Consider the following 22,573-nt stretch of genomic DNA (forward strand, 5'->3'; position numbering starts at 1 on the left):
CCTCGCGATTGTCCCCGCCCGTTCCCTCATAACATCTTCTCCATCAATGAATTGACCGCAGCTTTTCTGCTTGACTTTGTGCTCCAAATGCTATACCATCGTAAGTTATGATATTGGATTTACGACCATTTGATGACTTTCCAGTCGAAGCCATAGCCAAATCCGGCGATGGCGAGTTTGCGCCTTTTGATCCGACTGTCCTCAGCGTCAAAAGCGTGACTTTGACTGTTAATGTCCAAAAATCCGGCGAGGAATATTTTTGCCAAGGAACTGTTGAGGCCGAAGTCCGTTTAGAGTGCGCGCGCTGCTTGACTGAATATGATGGCACTCAGACCCAGGATTTGGATTTTATCATCAAAGGCTCAAGTAAACTTGATGTAATCGAAGATCCAGTAGCGGATGATGAGGATTATGTTTATTTTGTGGGGAGTGATTTGCGGGTTGATGTTACCGAACCGGTGCGTCAAGCGCTCATTCTGTCATTAGACCTGAAACCGCTCTGTTCGGAGGACTGCAAAGGTCTCTGTCCCAGTTGCGGCACGAATTTAAATGAACGAACCTGTGGTTGCAAACGCGAGCAGATAGATGAACGCTGGCGCGGACTACTGGGTTTGACCGATCAACAATCTGATACGAAGTAAGGAATTTCACGATGCCTCTTCCCAAACGAAGACATTCACGAACACGAGGTCGCAAGCGTCGCACCCACTGGAAGCTTGAGACGGTGAATGTCAGCAGTTGTCCAAACTGCAGCCAAGCAAAATTGCCTCATCATATCTGCCCACACTGCGGTTTTTACCGTGGTCGTAGCGTCATTGCAGTCAAATCGGCGTAACAGCTGAACACAGCATGGGGAGTGTTTTCGGTATGACCGAAAAGACAATGCATACTGTCGTACTCGATGCTATGGGAGCCGATCGAGGACCGGCAGAGATTCTCGCCGGCGGCGTCGAAGCCGCGCGGCGTATGGGTGAGTCTTTGCATGTAATTGTCGTTGGTGATGAGAACAAACTCAAACCGGCCCTCGCGCGTATTTCCCATCCCCCTGCCAATCTTTCTCTTCACCATGCCGCAAGTGAAATAACCATGCATGTCGCGCCAAAAGAAAGCCTTCGTGTCAAAGACAGTTCAATATCAGTCGGAATTCGTCTGGTCAAAGAAGGCAAGGCATCGGGTTTCGTTTCGCCCGGAAATACCGGAGCCGTCATGGCTAATGCGCTGGTTACACTCGGTAGAATCGAAGGTGTGAGCCGACCGGCTATAACTTCAGTCTTTCCAACCAGTACTGGTTGTCCGACGGTTGTTCTGGATGTCGGCGCCAACGCCGATTGCAAACCGCAGCATCTTTCGCAGTTTGCCGTCATGGGGTCGGTCTATTCCTCGCTTGTGTTTAATCACGCCTCGCCCAAAGTTGGTCTGCTGTCGATTGGCGAAGAGCGAAGCAAAGGGAATGAGTTGATTTTTGGCGCGCGGGAACTGCTTAATAATTCAAAGATTAATTTTGTCGGTAACGTCGAAGGACGTGATATTCTCTCCGGCGCTGTGGAGGTTGTGGTGACCGATGGTTTCACGGGAAACATTATTCTCAAATTTGCTGAATCGATTCAGCCTTTTCTTGTTAAGGCCATCAAGCGGCAAGTTGAAACCAATGTTTTCTCACGTTTTGGCGCGATATTGCTGGGGCCATTCCTTCGCCGTATGAAAAAAACGTTCGATTAGGCCGAATCCGGCGGCGCGCCGCTCTTGGGCATTAATGGCAATGTCATTATCTGCCACGGCTCAAGTAACGCGAGAGCCATTACCAACGCCGTCCTTGTTGCCTACGAAATGGCGGCCAAAAGGCTAAATGAGCGAATTCGCGATGAACTTATAACCAATCACTTCGGAAGCTCGAATGAGTCACAAAATAAGAGCAAAGATCGCCGGGACGGGGTCGTATACTCCTCCGAAGCGAATGACCAACGCTGATTTTGAAAAAATAGTCGAAACGTCCGATGAGTGGATTGTCTCTCGTACTGGCATCCGCGAACGGCGTATTGCCGATGAATCAATCGGTACATCGGATATGTCAGTCGAGGCGGCCAAACGTGCCATGGAGATGGCCGAGTGCGATCCGGAAGAAATTGAACTCCTCATCACTGGCACGGTCACTCCCGATTATAAACTTCCCTCGAATGCCTGCATCGTACAGGAAAAAATAGGTCTGCCCAATGCTGTAGCCTTTGATGTCGTCGCGGCCTGTACCGGATTTATCAGCGGGCTTTCAATAGCAGAATCCTATATTGCATCGGGCAAATATAAAAAAGTGCTGGTAATTGGCGCCGAAAAATTATCATCGTTTACCAACTATAAAGACCGCAATACCTGTGTACTTTTTGGCGATGCCGCAGGCGCCGCGGTACTTGAGGCCTCAGACAATGGCCGGGGTGTGCTGTCGACCTTCCTAAAATCTGATGGAAGCTATCGCAAACTCCTCTGGACGGAATACGGCGGCTCAAAAAATCCCTACACACCGGACTTTGCCTTTGACGGCAGCGACAAGATCTTTATGAATGGCGCGGAAATTTTCAAAGTCGCCGTGCGCGAAATGGGCAAAGCCGCAGAAAAAGTAATAGCCGATGCCGGTTTGACCTCGGATGATATCGCTCTTTTCGTTCCTCACCAGGCCAATATTCGCATTATCGATGCCATCACCAAACGCCTTGGTCTTGACAGCGACAAAGTATATGTCAATATCGAACGGTATGGCAACACCTCAGCGGCATCGATCCCCCTCGCCCTCGACGAAGCCAATCGAGCCGGTCGTCTCAAACCGGGCGATAATGTTGTCATGGTTGCATTCGGCGGCGGGCTTATTTGGGGCGCGGCCGTTGTAAAATGGTAATAGTGAGAGGGCTATTCTACGATGAGTAAAACAGCATTACTTTTCCCGGGGCAGGCCTCCCAGTATGTTGGCATGGGGAAAGACCTGTTTGAATCTTCAGCCGAAGTCCGTCGCCTCTACGAGTTGACATCGGATTGCATTGGAGAGAATATCGCCGAACTTTCTTTCAATGGTCCTGCCGAACGGCTCAAAGAGACAAGATTTACCCAGCCTGCGATTCTTTTGCACTCGCTCTCTGTGCTCAATATTCTCGGGGAAGAATGCCCGTCGTTCGATTTTGCGGCAGGACACTCGCTTGGAGAATACGGCGCGCTTGTGGCAGTTGGAGCGCTGAGTCCGGAGAGTGCGATAAAATCTGTTGTTGAGCGAGCGAAGCTTATGGACGATGCTTGCCGCCAGAACCCCGGCACAATGGCTGTCGCGATGGGGCTGAGTGCCGAGGATATTCACCGGATTTGCGGTCGTGCAGCCGAAGCCAGTATTATTGTCGAAGCCAATTTTAACTCACCGGCTCAGATCGTGGTGTCCGGCTCTCTTGAAGGAATAGATCGTTTTATTGAGTTGGCAAAAGAGGCTGGAGCAAAACGCGCGATGATTCTTGAGGTCGGCGGCGCATTTCATTCGCCTTTGATGGAGCCGGCCCGAAAGGGACTTGAGCGGTATCTGCAGACCATTGAGATTCATTCTCCTCGCGTACCCATCATTGCCAATGTCACCGGCGAAGCAGCAACGGATCCAACCGAAATTCGCAATTTGCTGATTCAGCAGGTCACGGCTCCTGTGAGATGGTCGCAGACGATGGCATATCTTAAACGAAACAACGTCACCAAGGTTTTTGAAATCGGCCCCGGAAAAGTGTTGAGTGGACTTGCCAAACGAGAAATGCAAGTCGAACAGCTAATCAATCTTGATACGCTGGCGGATATAAAATCATTTGCTCCACTTGCGGTCTAACCGTACACTTCCGACAGACTTATGACCACCACCGGCAAAACTGTTATCGTAACTGGCTCGACCCGCGGAATTGGACGGGCTATCGCTGAAAAATTTGTTTCGGCAGGCAACAATGTCGTAATATGCGGCACCAATCAAGAAGCCGCAGACAAAACAGCTTCGGAAATAGGCGGAGCGACACTTGGTGTCGGAGTGAATGTTACTGACGCGAAAGAGATTGCCTCTCTGATGGAGAAGACGATGGCGAAATTTGGACGGGTGGACATTGTTGTCAATAATGCCGGCATAACCCGCGACGGACTCATGCTCCGAATGGACGAAAATGATTGGGATGCTGTGCTTGACATCAATCTCAAAGGTGCGTTCCTTGTCACTAAAGCGGCCGCCAAGGTTATGATAAAGCAACGATATGGACGAATAATCAATATAAGCTCTGTTATAGGCTTGATGGGAAATGCTGGCCAGTGCAATTATAGCGCATCTAAAGCTGGTCTGATCGGCCTGAGCAAGTCCAGCGCGCGAGAACTGGCATCACGGGGAATTACGGTAAATGTAGTCGCTCCGGGATTCATCGAGACCGATATGACCGCGGCCATGCCGGAAGCCGCAAAGGAATACTTGATGGGACGCGTCGCAATCAGTCGGACAGGAACTCCGATGGAAGTCGCCTCAGCCGTAATGTTTTTCGCCTCCGACGATGCGGGCTATGTCACCGGACAAGTGCTTGCAGTCGACGGCGGCTTGACGATGTAAATGAAAAAGTTGAAATCATTGTTGAACACTAAGGAGAATTAAGATGTCGGTTGAAGAAAGAGTCAAAGAAATAATTATTGAACAACTCGGTGTCGAAGCCGGTCAGGTAACCGAGAAAGCCAGATTTGTTGATGACCTTGGCGCTGACTCGCTTGATACAGTCGAGCTGGTCATGGCTCTTGAGGAAGAGTTTTCCCTTGAAATCCCTGACGAAGACGCAGAAAAGATTGTCTCTGTCGGCGATGCTATTGACTATATCACCAAGAACGGCGACAAGTAACTTCTCCGTCGCGGTTTTTTTTCACCCATAAAGGGTGTACGACCATTCGTCACGGGTTTGCGGCCTGAGCGCAACAGATGCAAAACGAAGTCTGTAAGGACATATGAATCGTAGAGCAGTAGTAACAGGAATAGGTGTTCTCACTCCCAACGGGAATACTGTTGACAGTTTTTGGAACAGTCTTCTTGCGGGCGAATCCGGTATTGCTCCAGTTACGCGGTTCGACGTTTCAGCCTACCCGACGCGTATCGCTGGCGAAATAAAAGGCTTCGATGCTGGCGAGACGATGGACAAAAAAGAGTCCCGCCGAATGGACCTTTCGGCCCAGTATGCCGTCGCCACAAGCGTTCAGGCAATCGCAGATTCCGGTCTGAATGTTTCATCTCTTGATTTGGACAGGTGCGGCGTTGTTATTGGATCGGGTATAGGCGGTATCTCCACTTTTGAGGACCAGCATTCCCGTCTTATGGCGTCCGGACCCGACCGGGTGTCCCCTTTCTTTATTCCCATGATGATTATTGATATGAGCGCGGGGCTTGTTTCCATGCGTTTTGGCTTCCGCGGACCAAACTATGCAACTGTCTCGGCCTGTGCTTCATCGGCCCATGCCATCGCTGATGCCTATCGTATCATTCAACGGGGTGAAGCCGATGTTATGGTAACTGGCGGAGCCGAGGCGACAATCACGCCGACCTCAATGGCAGGATTTTGCCAGGCCAAAGCAATGTCAACGCGCAACGATGACCCCGCCCGGGCATCGAGGCCTTTTGATACCGAACGCGATGGCTTTGTTATGGGCGAAGGTTCAGCCATTCTGATTCTTGAAGAATATGAGTATGCCAAAAAACGGGGAGCCAGAATATACGGCGAAATACTCGGGGCAGGTATGACGGCCGATGCCTATCATATGACCGCGCCGCACCCGGAAGGAATAGGGGCGCGCAAGGCGATGGAGAATGCAATCAAGAATGCAGGGCTTCAAGGTAATAACATCGATTACATAAATACTCACGGCACCTCGACAGGACTTGGGGATATCGCTGAAACCAAAGCCATCAAGGCCGTGCTCGGCGATCATGCCCGCACCATTCCGGTTAATTCGACGAAATCGATGACTGGCCATCTGCTCGGCGCGGCTGGAGCAGTCGAAGCGATTGTAGTTCTCAAAAGTATTGAAACGAACATGGTTCATCCGACTATTAACCTCGAAAATCCCGATCCCGAGTGCGATCTTGACTATGTGCCGAACAAGAAACGCGAATGGCCGGTCAATATTGGCATGTCAAACTCTTTCGGTTTCGGCGGTCACAACGTTTCCCTTATATTGGGTCGGGTCAATGGAGCCCGTTAGAGATAGATGGGTCTTCGCCGCTTTTTAAGAAAACTACTAAGAACCAAACCAACCGATGGCCTCAAAAGTCTTCGGCCCGCTGAATCAATCCTCGGATATCATTTTTCCGATCCCCGCCTGCTTATGCTTGGACTTACCCACCGTTCGGTCGTGCGAGTCACCGAAACAGAGGAAGTTTCAAACGAACGACTGGAATTTTTGGGGGATTCAGTGCTCGGCATGGTTATCGCCGAGATGCTCTATCGCGATTACCCCGAAATGGCCGAAGGTCAGCTCACAAAATTCAAAGCCATGCTTGTTAACGAAGCTACACTGGCAGGAATGGCCAAAGCGTCCGGTTTAAATCAATTCATCAGGCTTTCGCCCGAAGAAGATCGTACTGGCGGAAGGGAACGGGCATCGATTATATCTGATTCATTCGAGGCTGTTATCGGCGCGGTCTACCTCGATGGCGGACACCAGGCGGCATCAGTGGTTATCGACCGCCTTATTTATGCCAACAAGGAAAACATTATCAGTGATTCCTCCCAGAGAAATTATAAAGGGGAACTGCTCGAGATGTCCCAGTCACGCGGAGAGGGCGCGCCGAGATACGATGTTGTCTCCGAAGAAGGACCCGATCATGAGAAAATCTTCTATGTCGCCGTGACTATTGCCGGAGAACAGATAGGGGAAGGCTCTGGTCTTTCAAAAAAAGAAGCCGAACAAAAAGCCGCCTCGGCGGCCCTTCAACGATATACCTCGCTCAGCAGCTGATTCACTTTCAATCTCCTTCAATATATTTTCATCACCGATTCAGCCTTCGCAATAAGGCGATCAACGATACATGACTGTTGATTTACTCTTCCATATTTCTATTTTCTCATAGGAGCAATCATCGGTGGGCGCATTATCATGTCGTGATTTTTTTCTTTGTAGACATGAGTGATTGCATGCGTGATGAACAAATGAGATGTTCATCATCGATGTGTAATAATGCGCGATGTAATACTGATCGCTCTTCTGATTGTTCAGTTGGTGTAGATTGACTGCAAGAAAATATTTGATGATGTCAACTTTTTTTATTGACATTTAAATATAATTATCGTTATTAACTGATGAATGTGTAATAGGTCAGGTGATGCAAGTCATCATCGCAAGATGACGATGCGCGGAACTTGACTAACAACGAAAACGCTTTGCTAAAGGAGCACGATCAATGCCAGCTGCAAAGAAAGCCGCCAAGAAGTCAACCGCTAAGAAGTCAACCGCTAAGAAGTCGACTGCTAAGAAGTCGACTGCCAAAAAGGCGACCAAGAAGAGAAAGTAACTACCGCTGCAAAAACCGTTCAGCGGTTTTTTCAAAAGAGTTACATCGGTTGTTAACACAATCGAACACTGGCCCGCTTCACGCGGGTCAGTTTTTTTATGCCTGAAACCCTCTGAGGCGGCCATTATCACCTCGCGGTTTTCTTGACTTTTCCCCTCTCATAGCCCATATTCGAGCTCAATAAATGAAGCGTGTTCGTTATAAAAAGATCTGAACTGAAATCCGGAGTTATTACCGAATGAATATCGTCGTCTTAGTCAAACAAGTTCCTGAAATAGCCTTAATCAAAGTCGATGAATCAGCCAACCAAGTTCTGCTGCCCCAGGGGCCGGGTGTGGTCAATCCCTTCGATGAATACGCCGTCGAGGAGGGACTTCGACTTCGGGAGAAGACCAATGGTAAATGCATCGTGATGTCGCTCGGAAGCGAACGAGCCGAATCGGCCCTTCGTGATTGTCTTGCCCTCGGCGCGGACGACGCCTATTTATTGAACGATGAGCTATTCCTTGGCTCCGATCCACAAGCTGTTGGGAAAATACTTGCCGCAGGACTTAAGAAACTTGGAAACTTTGACCTTGTGCTGGCCGGCAAACAATCTGTCGATGCTGATTCCTCGCAGGTTCCTTCAGCGGTCGCCGCCGCGCTGGATTTGCCGCAGGCGATGTTTGTCAAAAAATTTGAATCGGCAGCCGCGGACAAAGTAACGGTCTATCGAACGACCGAAGACGGCTATGATATTGTTGAGCTTCCCCTGCCGGCAGTAGTTTCTGTGGTAAAAGAAATCAATGAGCCGCGTTTGCCTTCGTTGAAAGGGAAGATGGCCGCCAAGAAAAAAGAGATTGTTAAATGGTCGGCCGCTGACCTTGGCTTGACCAAAGACGGCATCGGAGCTAATTCACAGACCAAAACGCTCAAAGTTTCCCCGCCGGCGCCTCGTTCTAAAGGAGAGATGATCGAAGGGGCTTCGCCTGAGGAAATAGCCGACAAGCTTTTCAATAAGCTGAGGGAGAATCAGGTAATTTAGACGTCGTCGACCTCCTGATTCTCTAATTTTCGACACACTATCAATGCGAATTCGCAAACTTTCTGACTGCAAACTCATTGTCGCCGGGGATAGCACCAATCTCCGCGAACTCCTTCATCCAAAGCGAACATCGGGCTTTCATGGCGGGTACTCGCTGGCCCACGCCTCGTTGACTCACGGGACTAAATCCCGCAAACACCGGATGAAGACCGACGAAGTCTACTATATCCTGTCAGGCACAGGGGAGATGCATATTAATGAAGAAACGGCCGTTGTCACAGCCGGTGACTGCATTCATATTCCGCCCGGGTCGTCTCAATGGATTAAAAATATCGGGAGCGATAAACTAACCTTCCTCTGTATTGTTGACCCGGCTTGGAATGCCAACGATGAGATAATCCTCGAATAAATAGTCGGTTGGCCCAAGAACTTACTGGGTCGGGCCAGTTTCAATTTTGACATAGTCACTATAAACACAATATATTCCCGATATGTATTTGCTCTTTTCCCGACTCTGGCGCCGAATCGGTTCTTTGCCCTTATTCTTCACAAGCCTCGTTTTGGCGGCTGTCTTATTTACACAAAATGCTTATGCCGATGCCATCAGATACGCCCTTAGTGATATTCGTGTGCTCTATGTTTATGACCAGCCTGCTGATATCGACTGGCCGGTTCTCTATTATCTGAACGAGGAATACGGCGCGACAATATATCTGGTGAGGGTAGGCTCAGGTCAAAATAGTGGCGTCAGTACGTCGAAAATTCCTGATAAGGAGATTTTCCATCACACATATACTATCAATGAGAACGTATCGGCTGCGGCTTCATACGACAGCCTGCTAAGCAGTATATTTCGGCCCCGCCCACCCGACATAGTCTTATTTAGTGTGAATACTAACGCTCCAATCATTCAAGCTATTAGGACAAAGACTGAGCGGGTAAATACTATTTTCTCTACCAGCAAAATATATGAGCAGTTGGATGTTTCGGACTCGATAAAGCCCGCCGGAATTGTCATTAATCTTGCAGAATTTGAGCTGAGATACCGCGAGCGTATGATTTCAGAGATTCCCCAACTGAAGCTTGCGGACGATGCCGCAGGCGTTGAAAACCGGCGAACATCGCGATACCAATTTATGGAATCGGGTAATCAAATTCTCCCCTCTGGTCCGGATTTCCTGTCCGGGATGAGTACATTTCGGCTTGTTTCACTCCTTGATACGCTTCTAAAAGATGACGGGGTCAAAGAAGTAGCCATCCGACAAGCCAGAAATTATATATCGCTCATGAGCCACGCCGACAAGGCGGCCGGTCTGACACGCGTGACATCGTCTGTTAAGGGCTACAAAGAGTTGCTCGCGCTTCAGGAGCAGATTCTTACCGATGCAAAAATCTCGAAACATCAGGAATTCATCGGTTATTTGTCATCACTTGTTGCAAAAGCGGAGCGGGCAGTTCAGGCAGAAGTCGGGTTATCATATTCTGGCGAAATAGTTCTGAGAGATTCACCCGATGGTCCGGTTGTCAAATTAATTTCCGCGTTATCTGTAACCGGGCCAACCGAGGTTGAGTTATCCACAATCCGCTTCCATCCCTATTGGGACAGCTCCATTGTTGTTCTTGATTCCGTTCCTCGGACTGTTACTCCACACCAGACCTTTGTGCGTGAGTATCTGGTGGACATTGACCCGTCGCGATTGCAGTCATCGATGCCGGAATCGCTGAAATTTAGCGCAGAACTTGTTTATTTGCAGATTCCGTTGACGGTTTTTTCGACTCGCCCATTATTTGTCACACCGGAGCTTTCGATTCAGTTCGTTCCAAGCTTTTCATTTGTAGATCCGGTGGCGCGGATCAATGTCGACAAAGTTGTCAGCCCGCTCCACTGGCGGGTCATGCTGACAAAACCGCCGAAGTTTTCCGGCCGGGTGAAATTGACCCTCGAAACGCCGACGGGGCTCTTCGCCGGAGCCTACAAACAGGATATAATGCTCGAGAAGGGTTCAGTATATGAGAGCATTGATATTCCGTTCAGCGTTTCAAACCTTTTTGCCCTGGGAATTCAGCAAGGCGTTATCACACTAACAGCAGATAACCGAAATGTCTCGACCGACACCGGGCTGATACGAATTGCCGAATGCGCTATAAATCCAACCCGCAAAATTGCTTTCCTGCCTGATTCACTCGGACTTCTCGAAGACATCCTCCGCATGACTGATGCCGGATTTCAGCCCTTGACCGACCGCGGGTTACTAACTGCCGACCTTGATGCCTACTCGGTCATCGCTATAGGCTCAGGAGCCATTAGGGACTATCCATCGCTTGAATTGGTCTCGGATCGAATTACAGATTTTGTTCATGCCGGTGGTACGCTTCTGATTTTCGGCCAATCCGAAGAACTCCCGCGTGGACTTTTGCCGTTTTCATTTGCTCCATCGCCCGAAAGGCCCTCATCGGCTAATATAAGGAACAGACTTCCCGAAGCTGCTCTTCTGACAAAACCAAATATGATTGTTGATAAGATTCTCTATTCTGGTTTCTCGGGCAAGACACTTATGTCTGCGGCACGACTATCACCGGCCGAAGTCATCTACGCCACTGAATCGGGTGCCGCACTGCTTGCGGTCTCACGGTTAGGGAATGGACAGGTAATTTATTGCGGACTTCCTCTGCTGGAGATGATCTCCCAACTCAATATCGAAGCCATTCACTTATTGTCCAATATTCTGAACTACTGAGATTTCTTTTTGTTATAATAGCCTGATAATAGAGAAACCAGTTGGAAAAGCAGGATATGTCATCTTCGTCTGATACCCGCTCGAAAGCGGGACGATTTACAGTAATATTTAAATATCTCAGGCAATACCGGGGCTATCTCCTTTTTGGCGCAGTTGCCGTTATTCTCTCGAACGTCCTCGGGCTTACAACCCCCTATATTATTAAAATTATCTATGACATGCTCGAGCAGAATCAGGCTATCAGCACAGTTGTTCCCTATCTGTTGCTCATGATTGCCCTTGCGGCCTCGTCCGGTTTTTTTAGGTATCTGATGAGGCGGACAATTATCTGGATGTCCCGCAAATTGGAATACGAACTTCGAGGCGAAATGGTCAATCACCTGTTGAAACTGTCGCCGTCGTATTATGACAACAACCGTACTGGCGATATTATGGCAAGGTTGACAAATGACCTCGAAGCCGTGCGTATGATGGTCGGCCCGGGTATTATGCAGATGTCCAATACGATTATCACTGTTATAGTCGCGCTCGCCTTCATGATTGCCCTTTCGCCGAAACTGACCCTCTATGCGCTCATTCCGGCCGCGGTTTTGCCGATTGTAGTCAACCGTTTGGGGACACTCTCGCATAAGCGATATATCAAAATCCAGGAACATTTTGCCGATTTGACCGCCGCGGCGCAGGAAAACCTTGCCGGTGTGCGAGTAGTCAAGGCGTATCGTCAGGAGAACAAAGAATTCAATTATTTTGCCGGAATGTCACTGAAATATTTCGACCTCAATATGGATATGGGCAAACTCATGGCGACCTTCTATCCCATGATTGCTTTTGTCGGGGCTGGGTTGGTTTTGACTGTGCTTTATTTCGGCGGCAAGGGAGTTATCAACAACGAGATGTCACTCGGTTCGCTGGTCGCCTTTTTTGTCTACTTGAACATGCTTCTCTGGCCGATTATTGCGGTCGGGTGGGTGATTAGCCTGTATCAGCGCGGAATAGCTTCGCTTGACCGTATCAATGAGATACTCCACACCGAGCCCGATATTCCGGCCCTTGACAATGGCCATAAAGGGCCAATGCGCGGAGATATCGAAATTCGTCATCTTACATTCAGCTATGACGATCGAATAATCCTCAATGATATCAGCCTGACAATTAAAGCCGGCGAAACAATCGGAATTGTCGGCATGACTGGGTCGGGCAAGACAACGCTCGTATCCCTTCTCGGGCGGCTCTATCCGGTTCATCGCGGACAGATATTTATCGATGGGGTCGATATCAACGACTGGAGTCTGCATGCCCTGCGAAGTGGAGTGGGTTTTGCCACACAGGAGTCATTTTTATTCTCAGACAGCCTCACTGATAATATCCGCTTTGGGCGCGATGATTCCGACCTTTCAAAAGTTACCGAAATGGCGGAAATGGCGGCTCTGTCAAAAGACATTAAGACCTTTCCACGCGGATACGACACTATTATCGGCGAGCGCGGCATTACCCTTTCTGGCGGTCAAAAACAGCGCACAGCAATCGCGAGGGCTTTGTTAATTGACCCGGCGGTGCTTGTTTTGGACGACGCCACATCGTCGGTCGACACCGAGACCGAAGACCAAATAAACAGCCGGATCCATATCCGCGATGAAAAATGCACGACGATCATTATCTCGCACCGCGTTTCATCGGTCAAAGAAGCCGACCAGATAATTTACCTCAAAGACGGTAAAATCGCCGAGCGCGGAGGCCATCATGAATTGATAGCCGTCGATGGTTACTATGCTGCGCTCTACCGTTCGCAATTGATGGCCAAGGAACTGGAGACATTGGAATGAGCAGCGACCACCACGACGAAGAAGCGCTTGGGCGTGCCTACGACAGCCGCTTGATGCGCCGACTGCTGGGCTATCTCCGGCCATACAAACTCACCGTCGGAGTTGCGATTGTTCTGCTTTTGGCCGGAACAGCTCTGCAATTATACCAGACTATTTTGATTCAACAGGCAATCGATCGGTTTATTGTACCAAAGGACCTCGAGGGGCTTGGAGGGATTACCCTTCTCTTTTTTGGCGTCATGCTCATGACTTTCATCGCATCATACTCGGAAACTCTGCTTACAATGTGGCTGGGGCAAAAAGTCCAGCACGATATTCGCCGTCAGGTTTTCAGTCACCTGCAAAAACTGCATCTCGGCTACTACGACAAAAATCCGGTGGGAAGGCTGTTGACTCGTGTCACTAACGATGTCAATGTGCTCAATGAAATGTTCTCGTCTGGGGTAGTTACTATTATAGGCGACATTTTCATGCTCGTGCTGATTATCGGCGCCCTGCTCTATTATGACTGGAAACTTGCGCTGTGGACCTTTCTGGCCCTGCCGCTACTGCTTATTGCCACAACCATCTTCCGCAAAAAAGTCCGCGAGACCTACCGTCAAGTGCGCCTAAAACTTGCCCGTCTCAATTCCTTCACTCAGGAGCATATCACCGGGATTAAGATTGTCCAGCTCTTTACCCGTGAAAAAAGGACATTTGAGAAGTTTGATTCGATCAATCGTGATCTACAGACCCAACATTTCCGCTCGGTGACATATTATGCCATCTTCTATCCAACGGTTGGTTTTATCGGTACTCTGTCGGTTGTCCTGCTGCTATACAAAGGGGGTATGAATATCAATCAAGGTCTGCTGACATGGGGCGAACTTGCTGCCTTCATTCGCCTCGTTGAAATGTTCTATCGTCCCATACAGGATTTGTCGGATAAATATAATATTCTGCAGTCATCAATGGCCTCATCGGAACGAATCTTTCAATTGCTGGACACGGCTCCAGCCATAGCCGAGCCGTCAACAACCACGACAGAAAGCCATGCTGACAAAAAATTGCAGGGGAAGCTCGAAGTCAAAAATCTCTGGTTTGCCTACAACGATACCGATTGGGTGCTCCGTGATGTCAGCTTTACCGTTGAACCGGGCGAGAAGGTGGCAATTGTCGGCGCAACTGGAGCCGGGAAGAGTTCACTCATTTCATTGCTCTATCGTTTCTATGATTACCAAAAAGGCTCGATTTCACTCGATGGCATAGAAATCAACAAACTGCCAGTCGATAAACTGCGCTCGCGCCTTGGGTTGGTTTTGCAGGATGTTTTTCTGTTCAGCCGTGACTACGCCGGTAATGTGCGCCTTCGTAACGAAGAGATAACCGATGAGCAGATTCAGACGGCTCTTGAGCGGGTTGGCTATGGCCGGTTCATGGATGAATTGCCGGATGGGCTGGCTACAAAAATCAAGGAGCGTGGCGCGACTCTTTCTACCGGCCAAAAACAGTTGTTGTCTTTTGCCCGTGCGCTGGCTTTCGACCCGCCGATTCTGATTCTCGATGAAGCTACATCCTCGGTCGATACCGAAACTGAGCAGTTGATTCAACGAGCCCTCGAAGAACTTCTTAAAGGGCGAACGAGTATTATTATCGCGCATAGACTTTCGACTATTGAGAAAGCCGACAAAATTATCGTCCTCCACCATGGTCAGCTTCGCGAAATGGGACGACATGATGAATTATTGGCGCAGAGGGGGCTGTACTATAAGCTCTATCAGATGCAGTACAAAAAGAACGCAATTGCCGCCAGGGGAGTCCCATCAACACCGCTTGATGAAGTCCGAGGATGATTACTCTGTTAATGACTCCTCTTATGCTGTATTTTACTTTCTATGTCTGAAGTATCTGGAAAACTGCTGAAATCACTCGCCGCATTTGCCAATAAAACGGCAATCGGCGCAGGGAAAATTCTCGCTCAGGGATTCAGCCAACGCAAAAACATATCGTACAAAAGCAGAATTGACCCGGTCACCCAGTTTGACCTGATGTCTGAGAAATTTATTGTATCCCGCATTGCCAAAAAATTCCCCGATCACGGGGTGCTGACTGAAGAAGGAAGCGCGCGACCGATGAATGATGTTTTCAGATGGATAATTGACCCGCTCGACGGAACTGTTAATTTCGCGCATGGCTTTCCTATTTACTGTGTCTCGATAGGACTCGAATTTGACGACGAAATTATTGTCGGGGCAGTCTATGATTCGGAGCGGAAAGAACTGTTTCGCGCGACATTGGGCGAAGGCGCGTTCGTGAATTCGAGCAGACTTGCCGTTTCAAAAGAGAAAAACCTCGAACGGGCGCTCATTGCCACGGGCTTCGCTTACGATATTTCAACGTCTAAAAAAAACAACCTCGGCTATTTTGGGCGGATGGCAAAAAAGGCTCAGGGAGTCCGCCGTCCCGGGTCGGCGGCGCTTGACCTGTGTTGGCTTGCGGCTGGACGGGTCGATGGTTTTTGGGAATTGAAACTGCACCCGTGGGACACGGCGGCCGCAACTCTAATTGTCACCGAAGCCGGAGGGAAACTCAGCCGGATCAATTCAGAAACGTATTCCATTTATAAAGATGACCTGCTTGCTTCAAACGGCCATTTGCATGATAAGATGCGGGCAGTGTTGAAGGGGAGATAGACGGGGAGCAAAATATGCCAGAGCCAAAACTTTTACCTGTTGACGATGATACTTTGGGCATTTTACACGACGCCGAAATCATCTCAATTAGACTGCCTGATAAAAGTAAACGTGTAACATTGGACATGATCGCTGATAATAAAAAAGTATACCGCATGCAGTTTTTAGAAGTCGATTCCATACTCGGCACAAATTTTATCCATCAAAATGTCATATTAGATGTTCAAGTTTTCGATTCAAGCACCGTCGACATGCATACCTTAAAGTATCTCTTGATGGACGAAGAACTTAGGCATCCGACAGCCGAGAGTAAGCTGGCAATGTTATACAAGAGCTGTGTGGAACATCCACGAACGATGGTTGTAATACCTTCCTCATTTGGCTTTTAGTTGGCTCTGTTATGCCGTAAAGTCGAACTCTTCGATCTTGACGAAACTGGTGTTCGGATAGCGTCGGGGTGATATTTCTTGTATGGATTCGCCTGTTGCGTCAGGGCATTCACCTATATCCTTGCGCACGCAATGATATAGGTGAATGCCCTGACGCAACAGCGAAACTCCGTTTCAACGTGCCACGCTATTTTTATCCCCGATTGCAACTTGACCACGCACCGAAATCGACTACATTAGTCCTTGATTATTGAGAATGTTTTTTCCGAAGGAGTGTCTGTCATCGATCAGTTCAATATAGTTATCATAGGCGCCGGGCCGGGCGGTTACACGGCGGGTATTCGTGCCGCAATGAAAGGGGCCAAAGTCGCAGTCATCGAAGGACGCGAGTTGGGCGGAGTCTGTCTCAATCGCGGCTGCATCCCATCCAAAGCCCTTATTGCCTCAGCCGCTCAGTATGATAAGATGAAACATGCCGATAGCTTCGGCATCAGACTTTCCGCGCCGCCGGTTTACGACTGGCTCGAAATGAGAAAACGGAAAGACAAAGTCGTCAGCACCATGGTAGGCGGTATCGGCTCATTATTTAAATCCCACGGTGTCACTCATTATAACGGCTATGGGAAAATCAGCGGCAAATCTGAAGTCACCGTTTTTGCCGACAACGGGACCGAAACCAAAATCAAAGCCGACAATATTATCATCGGAACCGGATCGCGCGCGATGACCCTTCCGGCCTTTCCCTTCGATGGTAAACGCATCCTCAACTCAGACCATCTCCTTGAATTACAGAATTTGCCCAAATCTATTTTGATTATCGGCGGCGGCGTGATTGGCTGCGAATGGGCCTGTATGCTCTCGCTTCTCGATGTCGAAGTTACCGTCGTCGAAATGCTGGATAACTGCCTCCCGACCGAAGAGGTCAACAGCTCCCAGATTCTTGAACGTGAGATGAAAAAACAGAATGTCAAAATCTTCACCAAAACCAAAGTAGAATCCATTAAACCCGGGCCGCAGGGAATTATCGCCAAACTCTCAAGCGGTGAGTCGATCGAAACCAATCAGGCTCTGGTCTCTGTTGGCCGCGCTTTTAATACCGAAGATCTCGGCCTCGATGAGATTGGTGTCGAGAGAAATAAAAATGGCTCAATTAAGACTGGCGCCGATATGCAGACAAATGTGAAGAATATTTATGCCATTGGCGATGTCCGGGGCGAGATCCTGCTGGCCTACACCGCTGTCCATGACGGCATGGTTGCTGTGGACAACTGTTTAGGTGAAAAGGCGTCGGCCAATTATTTGGGCTGGCCGTCGGTCATTTTTACCCATCCTGAAGTCGCCTCGGTCGGATTGACCGAAGCCAAGGCGGCTGAAAAGCACGATGTTACGGTCGGCAAGTTCCCGCTTCGCGCTCTTGGGAAGGCCCATGCCGAAAACGAGATTGCCGGAGAGGTCAAAATTGTGGGGGACAAAAAAACCGACAAGATTCTCGGCGTCCACATTATAGGCGTTCATGCCGCCGAGGTAATCCATGTTGCGGCATTGGCAGTGCGGCAAGGTTTGACCGTGACCCAGCTTGGAAATATGATATTCGGGCATCCGGTTATATCCGAAGCGATAATGGAAGCGGCGCATGATCTGCATGGGATGTCGGTGCATTTGGCTAAAAAGAAGATATAATTCAAATTTGGCGCATAAAGCGCGTACTTACAATAACTACTTAGAGCGAGTCGCATTTTCTGCGAGTCTCCTTATTCTGTATAAGTTATTTTGCAACAATAATATAACTGTTTTTGACGACATCCTTACTGTGTGTGTGTCGACGCAGACTGTGCGTCATTATCTAAAGGTCTAAATACATGAGCTGTCAGTATTTCCTATAAGTCTTTGGCCTGTTTTGCCTTTCAGGTATTTGCGGGCTTTGCTTTGTGAGTTGGCATGCATATTGATTGTAATTGGTCTGCGTTAGTTACTCTTAAGTATACGTTGAATGGCGGTTCAGAGTATTTAAGAGGTGGAGATGAAGGAGTTCCTTGTGAGGGGGAACTCCTTTTTCTTGTTATTCTTCAAAATAAATTTTATTTTTTTAGATTCTGTTGAACATTTCAGCCGTTTGAAAAGTATAGTGTGACAAGACAATTTTGCGGACAGACTTTTTTGCCTGCAAATAAAAAACCAAATCACTGTGGTAATGTAATATCGCAAAGGAGGGTAAGCAGATGGCCACAGGAGCTTTCTTCAATGAGATTTTCAGGGCTGTAAAAGAAGAAAAATTGTTAGAACCGTTCATGCCGAATGATGTCCGTGACGCCTGTCCCGGGTATGCTGAAAATACATACAGTGTATTTCTTCCAAAGCATAGAATAGGCAATCCCGGCAGGAATACAGAGCTTTTCGAGAGAATGGCTGATGGATCTAAACTAATAGGCTACAAAATAAACAGAAAGCGGAAATAGCTAGTAAGTGGCGGATGTCCATTCCAGCACGTGCGGGCTTGAAGTCGTTATGCACCACGACTAATTCAGAAATCTTGGATTTCGGCTAGGTGTCGGTCCACCGCGGTTGCCCTTTTCTTGTCTTTCCTGCCCCTGCCCGATGTGGCGGGAAAGCTGGAAACCATCTTGATCTTCGTGCAGGCCGTCTCTGGCCTGCACGAAGATCAAGATCACATTGTCCCGACGAATGTCGGGAGTGTGGTACAAGAACTAAGAGAAGATGGCCCCCAGCCCTACCAGTTCGCGGTCGTCCGCCAAATGAGGGCGCCCTGACTGAACCGCTCCAAACAACTGCTTGACTTGCCCCCTAATTTTCTTAGATTCGATACTCTGCAAATGTCTTAAATATGGCGGTGTAGCTCAGCTGGTTAGAGCAGCGGAATCATAATCCGCGTGTCCGGGGTTCGAGTCCCTGCACCGCTATTTGTTTTAAGTAGTCCGCCTTATTTCCTGAGATGGGTACCTCGCCGTGGCGGCCCGCAATGAAGGGATGAAATGGGCAACCACTGGGGGTTGCCCCTACAGCAGAACCAATCCCAACTAAACAATGCATATTATTCCGTAGGGGCAGGCCCCTGTGCCTGCCCTCCATGTAGTTGATTCAATGTGCTGGTGTGCGTCCCTCGTGCACTAGCTTATTCGTCTTGCAACTACTCCCCCCCCAAGCAAAAAAAACCGCCGTATCTCTACGGCGGTCACACACAAATCTTAGTACATTAGCCTACTGCGATTTTCTTACCACCCAGGCCGGGACAATCTGCCGATCCTTCATCTCGACCTTCACCGTATCCGGAGCGATTCCCTGCACGGCCTCGGCTATTACCAGCAGAGAATTATCTGGATTGGTGGTCACGGTATCAATACTCAGACTCGTGATCGGTTTGTCCTCAATGGACGATACGTATATAGTCACAAGCCGACCTGAGCCCGCCGCAAGTCTCGCTTTCGTTGAACCCAAAGTCGCTATCAATCCAAGCGTGACACACTGGATCGCGGTATCGGCTCTAAATGCTTTCATCTCAAAATGCGACACTCGTCCACCTGTCCAAATCGCCGAGTCGGCCGTAATGCGATTAAGGCCAGCAGTCATTTTGAATGGGACGGACATACCGACAATCGGCTCGTCATTCGTATATGAAATCGTGATCGACCAGTTGCGGTCATCGATTTTGGCAAGATCCGCAAAGACCGTGTCCGTTTTGCCAAACGGATCAATTTGCGCGCTGATAATGCTTGGCGCAACCACAAACGCAACAATCCCGAAAAGTGTAACAATAAACCGATTCATGTAACCTCCAAAAATGTCCTCTTTGCCGGCTCTCTTCTTTTTAATAGTGGAGTGCATCGGCTACGTCTTTTACCTAATTCGAACGACTTAGATCCTAAATATCCGAGTTTTCATCGACAGTCATTAAACTCCGTTTTAACTCCTCCATAAGTGCCTCAGCCGTAACAGGATCGTTGAGTTTGTCGCGATAGATTTGCGCGGCCGTTACAATAGCCTGTCTGCCGGGCTCAGTCCTTGGAAAGCTCGTGAAGATACGCTTGAAGGTTTCTGCGGCCTGAAGCCAGTTACGCTTCTGCCGGAATAACTCGGCTTTAAACACAAGCGCGGTTGCCTCTTTGGCTGTTCCGGAATGAATGGCGGCAATTTCATCAAAATGCTTTTCGGCCCGATTGTACCATTTATCAGACTCAAGATTGAGCCCTTTGTCGGCATAGTGTTGCGCGAGAAAAAGCAACGTGGACATTGCTTCAGGCGCGTCGGGGTATTTTTCGATAAGAAATCGATACTCCCCTTCTGCCCGCTCCCAGTTGTCTTCTAATTCAAAAGTTCGCGCCTTCGCCTGCTGTGCCGAAGGATTTCCGGCAAAATAGCCCGGGTAGCGATGCTCAAGTTGAACCAGCATGGCCCGGGCGTCGGCAAACCGTTTCTGATTAAGAGCAACCACCGCCCTCTTGTAAAAAATTGTCGGACGGTAGAGGGTGTCATTTCCCGTTAGTTTGGCGTCAATTTCGTCATACTTCATGAGCGCGGTATCGAAGACTTTCAACTGCATGGCATAAATATCAGCGATTTGCATCTGCGCGTTCACGAACACAAATCCAGCTGTGTCAGTAAGATGGCTCAGGGAATAGACCGCCTCACGCCACATCTTTGAGTCGTTATATAATTTGGCAAGGTTTGCATAGGATGCAAATGCGATCTTCTCCCCGGGATAGCGGCTGATAATATCCTGATAGTAGTATTCCGCCTGAGTAAAGGCCGATGCGTTCTGCTCGACATCGCGGCTGGTCTGGGCGACCTCGTAAATATTCATTGGAATATTAAAGAGCCTGAACATGATCTCGCCGTCAGCATCGATGGGCGGATTGAACTTCTCGATAGCGGCCGTATAGACAACCAGCGCGCTGTCCCATTTGCCCGAGGCCTGGAGGGCTCGGCCAAGATTGTAGTAGTTGTTCATTTGTCCCGATTCGTTAATGCGAATCTCGCGCATGAGCCGGTCTATAATGACGGCGCATGTATCAAACTGCTCAGCGGCATAATAGAACTGCGACAGTCGGGTCGCCGCGCTGTAGGTCAGTTGGTACAGATTGCTTGTTTCTTCGGGATATTTCTGCGGGTCTATCGAATCAAGCGCGGAATAGCAGTAATCGAGGAGGCTGCCGTAACGCGTGCGAATCTCCTTAAAAAATGCCGGATCATTGAGCTCTGGTTTGATACTTGTCTTATTGACATCTTTCTCAATATCAAACAGTTCCTTCTCTGCGGCATAGCGAAGACGGACTGCATAATTGTCGGCGCACGATGTAAGTGCGAGAGCGGCAATTATCAGTGGAAATATAAGTCGGGCGATTCGGCGGCTGGTCATTCTTCGTATTATCGGTCGGGGCATCATAATCTATAATCAGCCAAGAATATAAGGGGATGTTGATTCTAATTCAAGGTAAATCAATACCGGCAAACCAGCCATTATTAAGCACTTTTTGGAAGAACGTCGTGTAGGGGTCTTTTTTATAATGGCATACCCGATAATGTCATTCCAGTCCGCCAATGGCGGAGAATCCAGGGTCAATAAACGTGCTGGCCATCCCCGGTCTGCACCACATTCAATGGTGTGCTTACTTTACCCCCCCTCTGATTTACAATTTCCGAGGTAAAACAATGGTAAATACGAATTGCTGCCCAAACGCTCCAGAAAAGGCACTCATGAGAGATTATGTGGTCAGAGATTTTGGGAGTTGATCTTCGGAGGCAATGAGGAGTTGTACCGGGACATTATTGAGCCCTTGGGTCACTTAGCATTAGAACGCAATGAAGAGGCGAAGCGACTTTATATTGAAAACCTCAATACATTGACCGCCGACTTTGTGAATCGTTTTTGCGACGGCGGAGTTATAAACTGGAATCAGTTGATCCGCTTTAATTCCGGCAAAGACTAAGTGTTCTCCCGCTCCGCCAAAAAAAACGCTCCCCTGAGACAAATATCACTCAAGAAGCGCCAGAGAGAAGGGGTTGGGAATCGCTAATTTTTCAATCTATTCCGATTGCGGCCATACAGATAAATCGCGCTCAATCCACTTCCCAATAAAATCAAGGTAGCCGGCTCGGGTACCCCTGAAACCGGTTCTCCGGGCGTTTCATAAGGCGGATTTGTGCTGCCCTTAGGAAGGCTTTCACTTCCGTTTGAGGTCTTCGTCGTGTCCACAACATTACTCGGGTTGCCGACACCGTATACATCATCCCATGTGCTAGTCATAGTCAGGACAAAAACAACGAGGGCTACCAGCCAATAAATTTGAATCCTATTCTGACGTTTGTACGTGACCATTTAGATCTTCCTTTCAGTCATTATCAATGCACTTTGTGCTCGATACATCGTAAAGCAAAGGTTAT

At 48.8% G+C, this 22,573-nt stretch carries 21 protein-coding genes, 1 tRNA gene and 1 pseudogene; 19 read left to right on the top strand and 4 right to left on the bottom strand.

The genetic code is table 11. The annotated features are described in order from the left end of the window. Positions 1-113: 113 nt before the first annotated feature. The 9 genes and pseudogenes from SGI97_07620 to rnc all read left to right on the top strand — a co-directional run bounded on the left by SGI97_07620 (position 114) and on the right by rnc (position 6,978). Positions 114-641: a DUF177 domain-containing protein gene (locus SGI97_07620; protein ID MDZ4723756.1), complete on the top strand. Its 528-nt coding sequence runs from the start codon at positions 114-116 to the stop codon at positions 639-641. An 11-nt stretch (positions 642-652) separates the two neighbouring features. Next, positions 653-835 (top strand): 50S ribosomal protein L32, encoded by a 183-nt coding sequence (gene rpmF / locus SGI97_07625; protein ID MDZ4723757.1) that lies wholly within the window; start codon positions 653-655, stop codon positions 833-835. A gap of 47 nt (positions 836-882) precedes the next feature. Further along, positions 883-1,968 (top strand): annotated as a pseudogene (gene plsX / locus SGI97_07630) (phosphate acyltransferase PlsX). Next, on the top strand, positions 1,895-2,884 hold the full coding sequence (locus SGI97_07635) for a beta-ketoacyl-ACP synthase III (protein ID MDZ4723758.1): 990 nt from the start codon (positions 1,895-1,897) through the stop codon (positions 2,882-2,884). Before plsX ends, SGI97_07635 begins: the two are co-directional and overlap by 74 nt. Before the next feature lie 21 nt (positions 2,885-2,905). Continuing rightward, on the top strand, positions 2,906-3,838 hold the full coding sequence (fabD, locus tag SGI97_07640) for an ACP S-malonyltransferase (protein ID MDZ4723759.1): 933 nt from the start codon (positions 2,906-2,908) through the stop codon (positions 3,836-3,838). A gap of 21 nt (positions 3,839-3,859) precedes the next feature. Continuing rightward, the gene (fabG, locus tag SGI97_07645; GenBank protein MDZ4723760.1) at positions 3,860-4,591 is read left to right on the top strand and encodes a 3-oxoacyl-[acyl-carrier-protein] reductase; all 732 of its coding nucleotides are present in this window, start codon (positions 3,860-3,862) and stop codon (positions 4,589-4,591) included. A gap of 43 nt (positions 4,592-4,634) precedes the next feature. Further along, positions 4,635-4,871 carry an acyl carrier protein gene (acpP, locus tag SGI97_07650; protein ID MDZ4723761.1) on the top strand — a complete coding sequence of 79 codons (237 nt, stop codon included), beginning with the start codon at positions 4,635-4,637 and terminating at the stop codon, positions 4,869-4,871. A 103-nt stretch (positions 4,872-4,974) separates the two neighbouring features. Beyond that, positions 4,975-6,222, top strand: a complete 1,248-nt coding sequence (gene fabF, locus SGI97_07655; GenBank protein ID MDZ4723762.1) for a beta-ketoacyl-ACP synthase II — start codon at positions 4,975-4,977, stop codon at positions 6,220-6,222. Positions 6,223-6,228: 6 nt separating this feature from the next. Further along, positions 6,229-6,978 (top strand): ribonuclease III, encoded by a 750-nt coding sequence (gene rnc, locus SGI97_07660; protein ID MDZ4723763.1) that lies wholly within the window; start codon positions 6,229-6,231, stop codon positions 6,976-6,978. Positions 6,979-7,383: 405 nt separating this feature from the next. Here rnc and SGI97_07665 read toward each other — a convergent pair whose 3' ends face one another. Then, positions 7,384-7,656, bottom strand: a complete 273-nt coding sequence (locus tag SGI97_07665; GenBank protein ID MDZ4723764.1) for a hypothetical protein — start codon at positions 7,654-7,656, stop codon at positions 7,384-7,386. Positions 7,657-7,769: 113 nt separating this feature from the next. Here SGI97_07665 and SGI97_07670 point away from each other — a divergent pair, with 113 nt between their 5' ends. The 10 genes from SGI97_07670 (at position 7,770) to SGI97_07715 (ending at position 19,095) form a co-directional block, all read left to right on the top strand. After that, positions 7,770-8,555: an electron transfer flavoprotein subunit beta/FixA family protein gene (locus SGI97_07670; protein MDZ4723765.1), complete on the top strand. Its 786-nt coding sequence runs from the start codon at positions 7,770-7,772 to the stop codon at positions 8,553-8,555. Between the two features lie 43 nt (positions 8,556-8,598). Then, on the top strand, positions 8,599-8,964 hold the full coding sequence (locus tag SGI97_07675; protein MDZ4723766.1) for a cupin domain-containing protein: 366 nt from the start codon (positions 8,599-8,601) through the stop codon (positions 8,962-8,964). A 151-nt stretch (positions 8,965-9,115) separates the two neighbouring features. Further along, positions 9,116-11,293 carry a hypothetical protein gene (locus tag SGI97_07680; protein ID MDZ4723767.1) on the top strand — a complete coding sequence of 726 codons (2,178 nt, stop codon included), beginning with the start codon at positions 9,116-9,118 and terminating at the stop codon, positions 11,291-11,293. Between the two features lie 56 nt (positions 11,294-11,349). Continuing rightward, complete coding sequence (locus tag SGI97_07685; GenBank protein MDZ4723768.1) at positions 11,350-13,116, top strand: ABC transporter ATP-binding protein; 1,767 nt, start codon at positions 11,350-11,352, stop codon at positions 13,114-13,116. Next, positions 13,113-14,948: an ABC transporter ATP-binding protein gene (locus SGI97_07690; protein ID MDZ4723769.1), complete on the top strand. Its 1,836-nt coding sequence runs from the start codon at positions 13,113-13,115 to the stop codon at positions 14,946-14,948. The genes SGI97_07685 and SGI97_07690 overlap by 4 nt, the downstream gene beginning before the upstream one ends. Before the next feature lie 42 nt (positions 14,949-14,990). After that, positions 14,991-15,788, top strand: coding sequence for an inositol monophosphatase family protein (locus SGI97_07695; protein ID MDZ4723770.1), 798 nt, complete (start codon positions 14,991-14,993; stop codon positions 15,786-15,788). Positions 15,789-15,802: 14 nt separating this feature from the next. Beyond that, positions 15,803-16,177 (top strand): hypothetical protein, encoded by a 375-nt coding sequence (locus tag SGI97_07700; protein ID MDZ4723771.1) that lies wholly within the window; start codon positions 15,803-15,805, stop codon positions 16,175-16,177. Positions 16,178-16,420: 243 nt separating this feature from the next. Continuing rightward, positions 16,421-17,857 carry a dihydrolipoyl dehydrogenase gene (lpdA, locus tag SGI97_07705; protein MDZ4723772.1) on the top strand — a complete coding sequence of 479 codons (1,437 nt, stop codon included), beginning with the start codon at positions 16,421-16,423 and terminating at the stop codon, positions 17,855-17,857. Positions 17,858-18,396: 539 nt separating this feature from the next. Further along, positions 18,397-18,633: a hypothetical protein gene (locus tag SGI97_07710; protein ID MDZ4723773.1), complete on the top strand. Its 237-nt coding sequence runs from the start codon at positions 18,397-18,399 to the stop codon at positions 18,631-18,633. A gap of 388 nt (positions 18,634-19,021) precedes the next feature. Beyond that, a tRNA-Met gene (locus SGI97_07715) sits at positions 19,022-19,095 on the top strand. 298 nt (positions 19,096-19,393) lie between these two features. On the opposite strand, the gene SGI97_07720 is transcribed toward SGI97_07715, so the two are convergent. From SGI97_07720 to SGI97_07730, 3 genes are all read right to left on the bottom strand, one after another. Beyond that, positions 19,394-19,960: a hypothetical protein gene (locus SGI97_07720; GenBank protein MDZ4723774.1), complete on the bottom strand. Its 567-nt coding sequence runs from the start codon at positions 19,958-19,960 to the stop codon at positions 19,394-19,396. Between the two features lie 94 nt (positions 19,961-20,054). Continuing rightward, the gene (locus SGI97_07725; GenBank protein MDZ4723775.1) at positions 20,055-21,548 is read right to left on the bottom strand and encodes a hypothetical protein; all 1,494 of its coding nucleotides are present in this window, start codon (positions 21,546-21,548) and stop codon (positions 20,055-20,057) included. A gap of 654 nt (positions 21,549-22,202) precedes the next feature. Then, positions 22,203-22,508, bottom strand: coding sequence for a PEP-CTERM sorting domain-containing protein (locus SGI97_07730; protein MDZ4723776.1), 306 nt, complete (start codon positions 22,506-22,508; stop codon positions 22,203-22,205). Between the last annotated feature and the right edge of the window lie 65 nt (positions 22,509-22,573).

The organism is Candidatus Zixiibacteriota bacterium (assembly GCA_034439475.1).
GTDB lineage: Bacteria > Zixibacteria > MSB-5A5 > GN15 > FEB-12 > JAWXAN01.

Bases quoted from the DNA above. Each gene is read 5' to 3' on its own strand.
- SGI97_07665 (MDZ4723764.1), bottom strand. From the start codon at position 7,656: ATGGCCGCCTCAGAGGGTTTCAGGCATAAAAAAACTGACCCGCGTGAA.
- SGI97_07710 (MDZ4723773.1), top strand. From the start codon at position 18,397: ATGGCCACAGGAGCTTTCTTCAATGAGATTTTCAGGGCTGTAAAAGAA.
- SGI97_07695 (MDZ4723770.1), top strand. From the start codon at position 14,991: ATGTCTGAAGTATCTGGAAAACTGCTGAAATCACTCGCCGCATTTGCC.
- fabF (MDZ4723762.1), top strand. From the start codon at position 4,975: ATGAATCGTAGAGCAGTAGTAACAGGAATAGGTGTTCTCACTCCCAAC.
- rpmF (MDZ4723757.1), top strand. From the start codon at position 653: ATGCCTCTTCCCAAACGAAGACATTCACGAACACGAGGTCGCAAGCGT.
- SGI97_07720 (MDZ4723774.1), bottom strand. From the start codon at position 19,960: ATGAATCGGTTTATTGTTACACTTTTCGGGATTGTTGCGTTTGTGGTT.
- acpP (MDZ4723761.1), top strand. From the start codon at position 4,635: ATGTCGGTTGAAGAAAGAGTCAAAGAAATAATTATTGAACAACTCGGT.
- SGI97_07700 (MDZ4723771.1), top strand. From the start codon at position 15,803: ATGCCAGAGCCAAAACTTTTACCTGTTGACGATGATACTTTGGGCATT.
- fabD (MDZ4723759.1), top strand. From the start codon at position 2,906: ATGAGTAAAACAGCATTACTTTTCCCGGGGCAGGCCTCCCAGTATGTT.
- SGI97_07685 (MDZ4723768.1), top strand. From the start codon at position 11,350: ATGTCATCTTCGTCTGATACCCGCTCGAAAGCGGGACGATTTACAGTA.
- SGI97_07675 (MDZ4723766.1), top strand. From the start codon at position 8,599: ATGCGAATTCGCAAACTTTCTGACTGCAAACTCATTGTCGCCGGGGAT.
- SGI97_07725 (MDZ4723775.1), bottom strand. From the start codon at position 21,548: ATGACCAGCCGCCGAATCGCCCGACTTATATTTCCACTGATAATTGCC.
- SGI97_07670 (MDZ4723765.1), top strand. From the start codon at position 7,770: ATGAATATCGTCGTCTTAGTCAAACAAGTTCCTGAAATAGCCTTAATC.
- rnc (MDZ4723763.1), top strand. From the start codon at position 6,229: ATGGGTCTTCGCCGCTTTTTAAGAAAACTACTAAGAACCAAACCAACC.
- SGI97_07635 (MDZ4723758.1), top strand. From the start codon at position 1,895: ATGAGTCACAAAATAAGAGCAAAGATCGCCGGGACGGGGTCGTATACT.
- fabG (MDZ4723760.1), top strand. From the start codon at position 3,860: ATGACCACCACCGGCAAAACTGTTATCGTAACTGGCTCGACCCGCGGA.
- SGI97_07690 (MDZ4723769.1), top strand. From the start codon at position 13,113: ATGAGCAGCGACCACCACGACGAAGAAGCGCTTGGGCGTGCCTACGAC.
- SGI97_07730 (MDZ4723776.1), bottom strand. From the start codon at position 22,508: ATGGTCACGTACAAACGTCAGAATAGGATTCAAATTTATTGGCTGGTA.